This is a genomic window from Paenibacillus arenosi (assembly GCF_014841135.1).
Classification (GTDB): domain Bacteria; phylum Bacillota; class Bacilli; order Paenibacillales; family Paenibacillaceae; genus Paenibacillus_B; species Paenibacillus_B arenosi.
The window spans coordinates 173,558-187,600 of record NZ_JACYTN010000006.1 but is presented as its reverse complement, the minus strand read 5'-3'; the positions used below and the strand labels follow the sequence as shown (position 1 = coordinate 187,600).

7 protein-coding genes are annotated in these 14,043 nt (G+C 41.1%); all 7 read left to right on the top strand.

The window, feature by feature from the left end:
- Positions 1-38 precede the first annotated feature (38 nt).
- The 7 genes from IFO66_RS11315 to IFO66_RS11285 all read left to right on the top strand — a co-directional run bounded on the left by IFO66_RS11315 (position 39) and on the right by IFO66_RS11285 (position 13,993).
- Positions 39-5,189 carry a hypothetical protein gene (locus IFO66_RS11315; RefSeq protein WP_192025245.1) on the top strand — a complete coding sequence of 1,717 codons (5,151 nt, stop codon included), beginning with the start codon at positions 39-41 and terminating at the stop codon, positions 5,187-5,189.
- Positions 5,190-5,247: 58 nt separating this feature from the next.
- Positions 5,248-5,865: an S-layer homology domain-containing protein gene (locus IFO66_RS11310; RefSeq protein WP_192025244.1), complete on the top strand. Its 618-nt coding sequence runs from the start codon at positions 5,248-5,250 to the stop codon at positions 5,863-5,865.
- A 1-nt stretch (position 5,866) separates the two neighbouring features.
- On the top strand, positions 5,867-6,910 hold the full coding sequence (locus tag IFO66_RS11305) for a hypothetical protein (RefSeq protein ID WP_192025243.1): 1,044 nt from the start codon (positions 5,867-5,869) through the stop codon (positions 6,908-6,910).
- Positions 6,911-6,922: 12 nt separating this feature from the next.
- Positions 6,923-10,396: a peptidoglycan DD-metalloendopeptidase family protein gene (locus tag IFO66_RS11300; protein WP_192025242.1), complete on the top strand. Its 3,474-nt coding sequence runs from the start codon at positions 6,923-6,925 to the stop codon at positions 10,394-10,396.
- Positions 10,397-10,489: 93 nt separating this feature from the next.
- Positions 10,490-10,909, top strand: a complete 420-nt coding sequence (locus IFO66_RS11295; RefSeq protein WP_192025241.1) for a hypothetical protein — start codon at positions 10,490-10,492, stop codon at positions 10,907-10,909.
- A gap of 3 nt (positions 10,910-10,912) precedes the next feature.
- Positions 10,913-11,299, top strand: coding sequence for a Low copy number virion structural protein (locus IFO66_RS11290; RefSeq protein ID WP_192025240.1), 387 nt, complete (start codon positions 10,913-10,915; stop codon positions 11,297-11,299).
- Positions 11,300-11,314: 15 nt separating this feature from the next.
- The gene (locus tag IFO66_RS11285; protein ID WP_192025239.1) at positions 11,315-13,993 is read left to right on the top strand and encodes a PKD domain-containing protein; all 2,679 of its coding nucleotides are present in this window, start codon (positions 11,315-11,317) and stop codon (positions 13,991-13,993) included.
- Positions 13,994-14,043: the final 50 nt, after the last annotated feature.

Genomic DNA, 14,043 nt, shown 5'->3' with positions numbered 1-14,043 from the left:
GGGGCAGGGGTTTTATATTTTATGGAGGCGGTGAGACCGTGAATCAGATCCAAACGGATATTATTTTAGAATTTCAAAAGTCCATTGATAATATGACTCGCTTTGGTCAAGAGATGGAGTCTCTTGATGATCGATTTGGACGCTTGGACCAACGTGTTAATGCATTGCGTTCTTCCATGAGTGCTTTGTTTACACAAATGAACAAGGGTGGAGGTACTAATCTTCAACAGCAGTTAGATCGTGAAATCAATGCCGGAATCTCTCAAAAGGGGATCGCTCTAGCTGGATCAGGAGATAAGTCTATTAAAATTGATAAAGAATCTATGCAGCAGTTGCTTGCTAAATTAGAAATGGCATTGAACGTAGAATTGAAAAAAATTGTACGAAACATGAATGTCGAAGTAAATCCCAACTATGCGAACGGTCAGCGAATCGAGATTGATGATGAATCAATAAACAAACTGATCAAACAATGTGCGAATGTGATTCAGAATCAGGTAGAGGGATTGATGACCTCTCTCAACGGTAGTAATCTTATTCGCCCAGGTGGTCTGAATGGAATTGAATTAGAGATTGAGAAAAGCACGATAACGGAAATTGTAAAGCAAATTAAGCAGGCGATCATTACCAAGATTCAAAGACCTGACATCGCCGAAGTATCTGAGCTTAAAATAACGAATGAAGATTTGCAGAAAGCAATGGGGACAATAAAATCCAGGTTGTTGGCAGCTTTATCAGTAGATGTAGGTGATGCAGGCAAACTGGACGGTAATGAAATAAGTAATAAATTGAAGCTTATTCCTAAAGAAATAGAAGAAAGTCTACACGAATACATCACTAAGACGGTAGCTGGCATCAATGGTGTTATGAAGGGAAAAGCAGAAATTCCTCTCGATCAAATTAGTAGAGAGATGAAGCGAATCATTGCCAAAGAACTCGGATCATCTGTTAAAGACTTGCAGCAGCTTGGCTCTATTGACTCAGGCTCGATACGTAGTTATCAATTGAAATCAGAATTTGAACGCGTATCTAAAGTGTTAGACAAAAAACTTAATACAAGTATTCAAGATGAGGTAACAGAGATTGTAAGGCATATTTCTGAAGTCGAGGTTAGGTTATCACCGAGGCTTAAAGTTCATATCGCTAATCAAATTAATCGTATTAACAACAAATTAGTAGAGAAAATCAGAGAGCAGCTTAACGTCCAAGTCCAGTCTTTACTGCAAGACATTGCTGAGATACGGACTACACCGGGACGATTGAACGGCAACTATATAGCAACTAATGGAGTCGGCAGGCAGGATACTGTTGGAAACAGCAATCAAGTAAATACAATTCATTCGGGTAATGATGCAGCAGCAGCGGCTAAAACTCAACTAGGACAATTTAAAGAAGCTCTTGAATCTTCATTAAGAAATGCACTTGCTGGATCCTTATCAAATGTCCCAATGAACATTCTTTATCAGGCAACGGAGACGTTTAAGGTCGTGCAGCTCGAACAAATTAAGATGATGCAAAATCTGATGACGAAGTCAGATAATCTTAAAGATGTAAAAGATCCGACAAAGGGTCCGGACATGACTAAGGTGCAAGCGATGTTGTCAAACCTGCAATCTTTTGTTCGCCAGCAATCGACGTATTACGGTACCGACTATCATCAACTTTATCAAGTAGCTGGTCTCAGTACAACAATGCTGAATACCGAGGCTGAGATGAAAGAGTTCATTCAATTGGTAGCTGAGCTTAAGGTGCTTGATCCAGGTGCTGATCCTTTAAAAGTTGCAAATCATCTAGAGAATATCAAAGAGCAGTATGGTATTGATATGGCTAAAATAAGGGATGAAGTAGTGATTCCCGTAGCTGCTATGAACAAAGGGACAGATATAGGAATTGAGGCTATGTTAGCTGCTGTTACACCCACAAGCGATAGAGGGGCTATAGATAATCTAGATTTTCGATCAGCATTAGTATTCCAAGGTACAGCACTTCACGCTAATGAGAAGCCGCCTGCAGATTACGGCTCCTACTTTAAAATTCTTGATAAAATCATGTCTCCAAATGCAGCTAAGAAGCTAGAAGAGTTAGAAATTAATAGAAAAGTTAATGATAAGATCAATAATAAAGAAGTAGAACGAGAAGCAAAGGACGTACTAAGTGATTATGTAAAAAAGATGGCCAACGAAAAAGACCCTGATAAAGTTAGGGATTATAATCAAGCTATTTTTGGAACAAAATCCTCTAAAGATGGTACGCCTATGACCAACAAAGAAGTTGGCAATATGCACATTTATTTGGATAGAGCGATAGATTTCGAAAAGAAACTGGAAAGCTTTAAAGAAACAGAATACGTAAAAATGATCACAGAATCTCTTGATAATCCGCTAGTTAATGTAAATAGAGCCTCTCAAGGGTGGACGATTGCGCTTGATTCTGTTATTCAAGAGCTGACTCCAGCGATTAATACGGTATCTTATGCGTTGTTAAATATGTCTAATTATATTTCTGAAAATGCACAATTGTTTGCTAAATTAGCTAACGTTCTATCTACTGCACTGTTAGGTATGTTGGTATGGAAGGGAATGAGAGGAGGCGTTACTAGTATAAATGGAAATGCAGAAATACTTCGCAGGCGTACAACATTACAAGATACTGTAAAAGCCTTTGGGACAGGTGAGACTGGTCATTTAATTGATAATGGAGTTAGAGCATTGACTCCAAAAGAAATTGGAAGATATCAGAAATTACCTGAAGTTGACCGATATATTCAAGAATTGCATGGGATGTCGCAGCAGCAGCAAGATCATTTTAGAAAGTATGTTGCTGAGAAGCAAATAAATATTAAAGACCTTCCTACCTTATTTTCTGCCATGGAAGAATCTAAGTCTTGGGAAGAGCGTAAAGAGTTGTCTAGTGACGAGAAATACAATAAATTCAAAGCTTATAACAATCGATTAAGTACCTCCACTGTGGCTCCCCAGATGCTGAACGCTTCATTGATGGGTAATATTGGGCATATGGTGAATAGTAGTGCAGATTTTGAAGGGTATCGAGCAAACACCGAATTTGCTAGTGTGTCAGATAGAATGTCTAGAATGACACAGAGTGAATTCGATGGGTTTGAAAAGCACCTTGGAGAGATGAATCGTAATGGTTCACCAGCAATTAACACTCTAGGTGAACTCTCGAGAGCATTAGATGAGTATGATAAAGCAATGAATGATGCAGACAAATCAAGTAGAGAATCGAGTCCTACTTTTGTGAGTTTATCACATGCAGTACGAGGTATGAATGATGAAATATCAAGGACCGATAAATTAAAGAATGGATTTACAAAGTTCTTGACTGATATTCCGAATTTGGTAAAAGGAACGGGTATGTCCATAATGGGGTTAGCCAAAGGTATTGCTGGTTTGGCGGCTGAAATTATTGGTGTAATGGCTCTAGGTGAAATCACTAAAAATCTTGCTGAAGAATATACGTTAACGGATAACCAAAAAAAGCTCAATACACTTGACGATACGGAGATGCTAAAAACCAAGTTTGCAAATCACTTACAAGAGAGAAAGGAAATTGACGTTCTTGATTTTCTCATGGTAAGGGAAATTTCTCATACTCTTGCTACGGGTGGGAATTTCTTGGGTGGAAACTTTATTGGTACTGATGCCCAGTATCTTGGGTATCCTCAGATTATGCAAATGGAAAGTGAATTGAGGGAATATTTAAAATCCAAGGGACATGAAGTAAACCCGTTCTTAGATTTATCAGTGTATTTTAGAAATAATAATATTAATCCTGAAGAATTAGTTGCTCAGTGGGCTAACGATACAGGACAAACAGAAGCGGTACAGAAAAGTAGGCAGGAAATTGCAATAGAAGACTATAAAGCTAACCAGAATAAATCCTTGGATAATAGAACGTTACAAGAAATTGGAAAGCAAGCCTATGAGGAAGAAAGATCAGCGGGTAAACTCAAGTTTGCTAATTTTGATACCGAGGAGACAATGTCTGGCATCCAGTCGGAAGTGAATTCATTAAAGAGCAAACATAATATTGCACTCTCAGAAGCAATTGCTGGCGGAATGGCAACAGATTCTGTAGATTATGCAGAGTTGAGAAAGACTCAAATAGATAAAATAGAAAATGTTTACAACGAAAAGCTTAGTGAAATTAATAAATATAGAACAAAAATGGAAGAGATGATTAAGAGTGTTCCTGCTGATTCTCAAGATCATCAGGATGCTCAGAAATATTTAAACAGTTATACAAAATTAGGTGAAAAGATCATATCTGCAAGGGATGCAGCTATTATACCTGAGAGAAATAACGAAGCACAAACTAATATCCAAAATAGCATGAGTAAATCCCAACGTAATTTTCAACGTATTGATCTGCTTGCGCAAGCTAAAGAACTAGCTGCAGCTTATACGATGGATACAGGTTCACAAGCTTATCTAGATGCGATGGAAGGTATTACGAAAGGTCGCATTCAACAGATGAGGGACGAGCTTGGAAGACTGAAAGGTATTCAGGCTACTGGCGATCAATCGGAAGAGTTGAAAAATCAAATTCTAACGCAGCAGAACGCCATTGACTCCGAAAAAATGAAGTTAAAAGAGTATAAGCTGGCTGCTATCGGTATACCTAGAGAAAAGCTGAACGAGCGAAGCTCGGATCGAGAGAATGAGCTGCTGGCACTTAAAGTGCGCATGGGCAATCCAGATGACTCGTCTCCTGTAGTTAGAAACAAAAAGATCGCGAACGCCAAGACAGAAGTAAGGGAGACAAAGGAGCTGATTGATATCTGGCGTAAAAAATTGCCGGGTGCTCAAGCGGAAGAAGCGGAGAAAATTCAGCAAGAAATACGTGATTTGACGAAGCTGATGTATCAGACGCAGCTCGGTATTTATGATGAAGTGAAGGGGACTGCTGGTACATTCAATTTACCGGATGGCGTTACGCCAATGTCTCGGTATGAGTATTTAACGCGAGGTGGAACCCATCAATCTACGACGCTCGGAATGGGCGATGTTTCAGTCCATATTACGCTTCCTAATGTAACAAATGGAGTCACGCAATCACAGCTGCATACGATTGGTTCTCAGCTCGGACAAGGGTTGGCCAACGGTCGTGTAGGCGGCTGGCGCAATCAAATGTTAATGAATCCAAGCAATTACCGTCGCAAATATTAGTTTTCGATTGCCCCTCCTTATAATAAGGTGGGGCAATTTTATATAAGGAGGTTGAAAGATGACCCAGCAAAATATGTTTTTTTCAGAAGATCATGTGTACAAGAAGAAATTGTTTTATGACAACGGGCTTCGCTATACGGAAGTAAAGGCGAAGATCATTACGGAATATAAACCGCCAACACCTGTGTTGAAATCAAGCGTGAACCAAACGATTGCTTCCTCAGCAGGACTCGTCCAACATGGTACTTCTCACTACAGTGCGACATTAACCCTATTGTTCTATTCAAAAAAAGAGTATGCAGATTGGCTGCAATTTATAGGAGCGTCTCATAAGTATTACGATGAAAAAGGAACGATTTACGTTGGTATTGTTACAGGAGAACCCAATGTTTCTACAGCTGAAATGGAGACGAAATATATCGTTTCGATTGGGCTGACTCTTATACGTAAACAAGAGTTCGAATATCGATATCGCACGCAATTTATTGATATAGATAATCATTGGGCAAAAGGATATATCAACGAAATGGAGCAGAGAGGCTTGATTTCTACCAACTATTCGGACGGGGAAGCCATTGCAAACTTTCGACCAGATGATGCGCTTGTTCGAGCTGAAGGAGTTTCCTTTTTGATGAGGACGTATCGACATATAGAGAAAATATTGAGGGGGCAGTAAGATGAAACGTTGGATTGATGTTGACCCGCTTGATTGGTTTTATCGGGATGTACTGGAGATAGACAGGTTGTTTACAGATGAAACGGAAAACTATTCAATCGTAGATGGCATTAGCTACAACATGTTTGAAAGAGGATATGAAAGAATCGTTAAGAGATTTATCACGGTAGAAAATCAAAAAGAGTTTCTCATTCCTAATTATAAGTACCATGCTGATAATCCGATGTATGTGTGTATAAATGGTATTGATGTAGTTCCAGAAGAGGTTCAGGATGGAAAAGTCATTCTATCTGCTCCATTGTCTGCAGGAATGGAAGTCGTGTGCATCGCTTATGGAAAAGTCGCCTATAGACAAGAGGGTTGTGTGAAAAGACCGGATACAGGTTGTTCACAAGATGTAGCTCCTCACGCTGATTTGAAGCATAAAGCTAACTATCAAGCAAACTTAAAATACCGTACAGAGACGTGTACCGTTCTAGGAGTAAAACTGAAGAAGAGGCTTGTTGAAGTGAAAGCAGGGGAAGATCCAGATAAAAAAATTACACAAGCTATCGGCTTCAAGCGGGATATATTTGTCGTTCATAAAGGAAGAGTATATTTACCTGCGAAGTACGATGGCTTCCCGGCTAAGATCGGATACAACTATTACGGCAAGGGAGCGGTTCGTTATACAGTAGAAACGGTTATTGTAGAATCTCCTTGTGTTAAATACAATGACAGGTTTTTCCCATCTACCAGATTGCGCAGATCGGAGTTTTTCACTTTGATCTCTAGAATGCGAGCAAATCTATATAATCGATTTACGGACCACAGCTATCAGCATAATCCATCGCCGAAGCGACCAATTACAGATAAGGATGAATGGATTAGACGCTGGTATGGGGCTGATGTAGCAGCAACGCTAGATGAGAGATATATGGATGGCTGCTATGTGTTCCCTCTTTACGAGGATGGTAAATTTGAGCCAGAAGAGTGTGTGACACGAGCAGAAGCCGTAACCTATTTGAATCGATTTATAGAATGGGCGATTGAGAAATTCAGATAAGGAGGGAATGTCATGTATGTATCTGACTATAATCACCCTTCAAGTCGATTGCTAGAAGGGATACAGAATAAAATAGATGCTGCTGGCCATGAGCCTAGAGTAGTGATAGAACTTGATAAAATGACGTATGTTAGTGGGCTTAGAAGGAAGTATGATGCAGTAAAGTATGTGCAAGAAAGTGTAGTTTCTGACTTGTTATCCATAGATAAAGCCGAGAAGTTGACGGAATATATTCCCGGTACTCATGTACCAGGCACTCCCCCTCCGCCTGAAGTATGGAATAACACACCGACGGAGCTTCAGAATGTCACCATGTCTATGCCTATCATTTTCAGTAGTACGCTGCGAGGGAAGAGCAATAGTTCTCGCACAATACAAGGAATGTTCATTACAGATTGGCATGATAGTGATCCTAGATGCTCTCGCAAAAATCATAATGGCATCGATTTTGATTTGGTTATGAACGACCCTGTACATGCGGTCTGGGCAGGAAGAGTTACAGAAGCTAGAGCAATGAATGGATATGGTAAGGTAGTCTACATCGATCATGGGAATGGCTGGCAGACAAGATACGCCCATCTAAACAGTATTTCTGTCAATCGAGGTGAGCAGGTGTCAGCTGGAGATATCATCGGATTGGGGGGGAATACGGGATTATCCATTTCAAGTCAAGGTGGAGATGGGACTCATCTACATTTCGAAGTTAGACTTAATGGTACAGATTTAAACCCAGAGCCCTTCCTTAGGAGACAGAAGAGTATTCAGTTGGCTTCTAAAACACCCAAAACTACAGCAACTACGCCTCCACCTGCACCAATTTCAGGTGGTTACGTGGAATATCATGTGGAGGCTACTGCCTATACAGCAACATGCAAAGGTTGTACGGGCATAACGAAGGGTGGCACCGATGTTCGAAAGTGGGAGGGATGGAAAATTATCGCGGTAGATCCTTCTCTTATTCCACTTAAAAGCAAAGTTGAATTGATCGTAGAAGGCGTGTCATGGGGCATTTATGATGCCGATGATATCGGGGGAGATATTAAGGGGAATCGTATCGATATTCTTATGGAAACGACTCAGAAGGCATATACATTTGGTAGAAAAGATGTAGTGATCCGAGTACAATCATGGGGCGATGGTAAGGAGCGTACCTTGACAGGAGATTATGGTAAAGAAATAGTCACTTATCAAGTGAATCGGACGACGTCGAAACAGACTTACTCCAAAGATTTCACGGCGAAAAGAACGACTTTGCCTCCTAAAAAATATCCAATACTAGAAGGGGCAGAGCAATTTCTGATGAATGAGACAAAGAGTAAAATGCACAATGTTCTCGGATTCAGGAAAACAAATAGTGCTGGCCATACGAAGAAAATTGTGTTTGAGCATGAATGGATCAATGCAGGTAATCTCTCTTGGGCGTACAATGCTGAGCTTGGTATTCATGATGTTATCACGGTTAGGGTTGATGATTATCCGATCGTTCAAATCAGTGGAGCTAGTGCCAAAAATGGGGTTGCTTATCCACCTTCCATACCAGTACCTAAAGGGAAGCATAAGGTGGTATTTTCATTTGCCAACTCGGCAAATGCTTCTTCGGGAAGATTTGGTTTACTGTGGTTAAAGGCGAAAGAGTTCGATGTTGAGACTATAGAGGCTAAGCAGTTATGGTCGTTTGTAGATAATATGAATAGTTCAAGTAAATGGACCGCGAACGGCAATGTGAGCCTGAAGGATAAAGGCGATTATCAAGCAATCTCCACAAAAGGTGGAGAAGCAGGCATTGAGCGTTCCAAGAAAATTACCAAATTTCCATTTACGATGAACTTGCGAGTGAAGGTAGCTACTGACACAATAGGGCGTGTTTATCTTAGTAACGGGAAAAAAGGATTTATGGTGACGATCCGGCCTGATGGTATTTCTGCTCAGGGTGGAGGAGCATACAGTATTGATAACCAGTCTGACTTTGTCGAGTATACGATTGTTTGCCATGATGACACAGACATGGATGTGTATGTAAGGCGTAACGAGGAATGGGTGAACACAGATGTTAGAGGTACCAGTTATTCGCACAATGCGAACCAGATACTGCTGGTCGTTAGTAAGGGTACGATGTTTATTGACGATGTGAAATATGCATTTAATAACTATGCAATCGAACAGTTCGCAACGAGGATCGGAGATATGTATAGTGAGAAATGGTATGAAGTAGGCGACTTTGAATTCGAAGAGATGTTTACGGTCGATAAAGATGTTATCTCGTGGGAAGTCAATGCGCATATGGATACCTCGTCATCGACTGCTCGAATTACGCTTGATAACGGAGAAGGCATCTACTCTCCTATGTGGCAGCGGAATGCTGATTTTCCGAGTACGTATAAAAAGAAAGCTCCACCTCTATCCTTCTGGGAAGGTGGGGAACTATGCCATGTTATTTCAGAAGGGACGCCTATTCGAATCTATGCTGGCTTTGGCAATGAATTAGTAAGGGTATTCACTGGAATGATCAAGGGCGAAATCGAAGAGAATGCCAAGGAGAGAACGATATCCTTTAGCTGTGTAGATCGATTTGACATGATTGAAGAGCATGTACTTTACAGGCCTAAATCTTATCCGCCAGAAGATACACTTGGCTCCGATGGAGGGGCATTCGCATGGATTAAGTCTAGTATTGTAGAAGATATTGCAGTGGAGTCAGGAATAACGACGTGGAAGGTGCATGCAGAAGACTTTGCTTATCCTGACTATGATATCGATGACACGGTCTATATTGATGTGAATAAGAGTGAAGGCACATTTATGAAGTTTAATAAATCAACGGGAGAGCTTGATGCTGTTTCACAAGAGGCGATAAAAAAGGTTGGTGGTTGGGAAAATCCATTTGTAGCATCGGTAACGTTCCCGGTCGGCACTAGATCTTCTGATGCGATTCATTCATTGATTCAGGACATGCCCTATCGAGTGTTCTGTAACCGTTACGGGACGTTTATGATGAAACGGATGGATTTCTTGGATGATCCAGATTGGCTGGTCAAGCAGGGGACGAAGTGGGAATTTACCGGTGATGAAAATTTATTTGAGCTGAACTCCTCTACGGACTATTCGCGTGTTCGAAATCATTTGATGATTTCAGGTACATCCGGTTTGGTTGAACACTTTTTTGATAAGTCACTCATTATTGCCACGAAAGGCAATATACGTACAGCGGGTATGAATCTAAACTGGCTTGATGAAGTAGATGGGGCCTCTATGCGTGGATTGAAGCAGGAAATTGCAAATAAAGTGTTTTTTGATATTAAACGCCAAGCTAGAACGAAAAATGTGGTTGTCAAAGGAAATCCTCTCATCGAACTGTTGGATACGGTCTATGTACATAATGAAAGTACGTATACGGCCAATCACTATATTGTGAAGGGGCATCGACTTGTCGGCAGTAATAAAGGAATAGTCAGTTATCTTGAATTAACCTGGCAGCTGTTAACTTAATAAGATTTAGCGAATAGGGACAATTACGTTAATGACGATAATTGTCCTTTTTCTTTTCTTATAATGCCTTCGAAAGGGGAGGTGAGTAAATCCATGGATAATCGTAACTTTCTAAATGTGAATGACGTGTTCCCTGTACTCGATCTAATACGAAGGGAAATGGCACGCGAAGGATTGTATTCCTCAGGCAATAACCAATCTGTTGTGCTAAAGAGTAGACTAGAGCCGAATGTCATTAACGTTGAAGTTCTGCGAGAGCTAACCAGTTCGCCAACGTTAGTTACTTCTGTTATTTATACGTATGATAGCGGAACAATTGAGAGGCTAATGCTTGAACGGGATGAGTCACTGATCGTTACAGGGTTCCTTATTGAGATTGAACATCCTTCCAAAGTCAATGAACAGATAGAGGAGGAGACGGATATTCAATCTTTCTCATCCATTCAAGGAACAATTATTCGAGAGAATGGGTTGTTCAAAAATGTAGTACTCCAATATACGAAGGCGGTGTAGTGGTTGTCCAGTGGAGCCAATTTCGCGAGTTATGTAGTGGGAGGAAGATTTGATCCTCCGTTCATGCCTACCAAGACGACTCCTTACATTGAAGGGGTTATGGTTCCTTCAAACGGTTCGGGAAAGTGGAAGGATGAGCTTAAGATTCAGGAAGATTGTGAGCTTCTATCTGTAGCTGTAGGTGTATCGGATTATGAACCAAAAGACTATTGGAACCTATATGTAGGCAATGCGTTGGTGTGTCGCAATATTTATACGAAAGATTTGCCAGAGGGTATGAATTTTACAGCGATCATTCCCTGTCCGGCAGGCACTATTTTGAACTTTGAGTACTTCAACGAAGGAGGAAAGCCCAAATTCATATGGGTAAACTACCAAATGTTGAAATAGAAAGAAGGTGATTGCATGGCGGATACTTCTTACCAGCCAACGCCTTGGATCGAGAACATCATTAATGAGGAGCACTTACTAGGAGATTTAGTAGGTATATGTACGAACAATGGATGGACGAAAGTAGGAGAGTTTACAAAGCTAGTATATGCAGAAACACTTACTAGGCCGTCTATTAAAAGATTCTATTTACCTTTGGCCAACCCAGTTATTGAGCTACCTTATATGCTGCATGAAGAGGATTTCTACGTTTATTTAAATGGCGAGCCTTGCCCGACTACTTTTTATACGGCTGAAAAAGACTACAGTACGGGAAAGACAATTATTGAATTTGCTCCTGCCGTTCATGGTCAGGTAGCTATTTATTACAGTGACTTGTTAGGTACTAACGAGTTTCCTTTCTTTGTAGCCAAGCATTATGTTGTAAAAAATACTTCGGGGCATTTATATGGCATGGCGATGTTAGCTCAGTTTAGAGAGCAGCTTTCGAATACAGGTTGTAAAGTCCCATTTGCGATTTATGATCCTGATCCACCGCCGCACAATGATTTTGGTACTCAATTGCGTCCTCAAGATACGAGTATTTTTTCATGGGCTATTCAGAAGGCGGAAGAAGATAACTTGTATGATCGAGGCACGATTTATTTCTATCAATTGGAGAAGTTTATCGATGGTGGTCAGTGGTTAGCGGGCTGGAATAACTATGATGAATTCAAGCGGCTTGCATTGGATGTAGAAATACAGACGACGATGTGGGGGCTGCAGAATGATACAAATGCTCTGCAGTCTAAGATTACACATAAATATCCGCAAAACTTTCAGTCTCCAATCGTCACATCACGGATGAGAGTTCCTCAGCTGGAACATATTGAGCGCAAAGGCTTTACAGACATTAAGTACACGAACTGGTGGAATGACAGCAAAGTACATGTAAAGGGCTTTGTGGATGGCAAGTCGTTAATGCTTATTTTGCTTGCGGATACAGTACCTGTATGGGATAGGAATGCAGTTCCCGCAGTTCCGTTATATATGGGAGATTTTGATGAAGACGGTGTTGAAGAAGAAGTAGTTTCTCGACTAATTCCGTTTGAATTTCAAGGAGCCCAGAAAAGAAGTGCACCTATTCTCTCAAGTAAGCCAATGACGAATAAAAATTCCAAAGTTCGAGTGTGGCTTTCAGGGGATAACGACAGCGATACAGGAGATGAGGCCATAACACTTACGATAGCTGGACAAGTCATTGGTAAATTTAAAACGGCTAGTCCGGGGCCGCCTGTTCTCCATAAAGAAGATGCTGAACTTATGGGTGAATTTCCTCTTACGGGTATTGAGGGAAAAATCTCATTTGATATTGAAGCATCGAGTACATCCTTAGTTAATGGTCATACGCCGATATCGTCAAGAATGTGGGTCGAAATTGCTGCCCACACGGCTCAAGCTACTGGTAATTATCCGGCTGCTTTATTTTCAGGCACTGCTTATTACAAAGAAGGCATCGATCTTGAGCCTGCTTTGAAGCAGTCGGCAAAGTTTGATTATGACGATGTGGAAATCAAGCAAGAAATCCTTCTACCTATTATGAAAGAGTATCCGCATTATCCGAGTAATGGTATCGATTCCGTCATGGTGAAGCGCAATAAACAGGGTGCTAAATATCAGGCTCATTATCTCTCGTGGAATGTGCCGCCTAATATGATGCCTCCACGGAGAGAGAATGCAGATGGTCACAAGCACCCACGAGCATGGAACAACTATGAACATGCGACCTATAAATATCAGTTCAATCCATCTCGTTATAGCGATAAGGCACACTCATCTAGAGCGCTGCTCATTCATCCTGAAGACGGTACGTTCGGTACGCTGCGAAATGTTATTTTGGTTAGTCCCTTATCTATAATGAACGGTGACGAGCTAAAAGCAGTAAAGAACCATTGCAATGAGTTGGATAAATACGAGGTGTACGCGTACTACCTTGTAGAAGGAAATTCGCCATTGACGAAGCGACCTGGTACTCCATTCCGGCCGGCTGGACTAGGAATTTTGAAAGTGGGGTATGAACTCCCCGAAATTCCGCCACCGCCACCACCGCCACCGGAGTTGTTGCTATCTATCGATCCTAGTTCGTCAACGATAGATGCTGGAACAAGTATCAGATATACATCAACATATAGCAATCATTCTCCAATCGCCCACTTCCGCTGGTCGGTGAAAAGTGGAGTTAACAAAGGTGATTATACGGTAGATGAGGCAATGTTTACTTTCCGGACAGCTGGAATTTATCAAGTGAAACTAACGATATGGAATGAGCTTGGTCAGTCAGCTTCAGCAACAGCATCGATTGTTGTTAATCAGCCGCCACCACCACCACCGCCACCACCACCGCCGCCGCCGCCAAATACAATGCAGTGCGGTCAGATGACGGAATCTGGCGGAGGAAGTTTTACACAGAAACATCATGAATTAGGATCTAAAGCCGGAATGGTTCGCATCGATTATGACATGTACGGTTATCCTGATCGACTAGAAGTTTACTATCAGAATCAACTACTTGGATCGACACATGGTGAGGTTCAGCATAAGGGGTCAATTACGTTTCGTTATATTCCAGTTGGTGGTGAAACGCAGATCAAAGTCACAGTTACTTCTAGTGAATCGCATACTGCTTGGGAGTATCTAGTTCATTGCCCTGTTTAAAAGGTGATTCATTTCAACTGACAAATTCATAGAAAAGTAAAAGGGGTGCG

Bases quoted from the DNA above. Each gene is read 5' to 3' on its own strand.
- IFO66_RS11310 (WP_192025244.1), top strand. From the start codon at position 5,248: ATGACCCAGCAAAATATGTTTTTTTCAGAAGATCATGTGTACAAGAAG.
- IFO66_RS11305 (WP_192025243.1), top strand. From the start codon at position 5,867: ATGAAACGTTGGATTGATGTTGACCCGCTTGATTGGTTTTATCGGGAT.
- IFO66_RS11300 (WP_192025242.1), top strand. From the start codon at position 6,923: ATGTATGTATCTGACTATAATCACCCTTCAAGTCGATTGCTAGAAGGG.
- IFO66_RS11295 (WP_192025241.1), top strand. From the start codon at position 10,490: ATGGATAATCGTAACTTTCTAAATGTGAATGACGTGTTCCCTGTACTC.
- IFO66_RS11285 (WP_192025239.1), top strand. From the start codon at position 11,315: ATGGCGGATACTTCTTACCAGCCAACGCCTTGGATCGAGAACATCATT.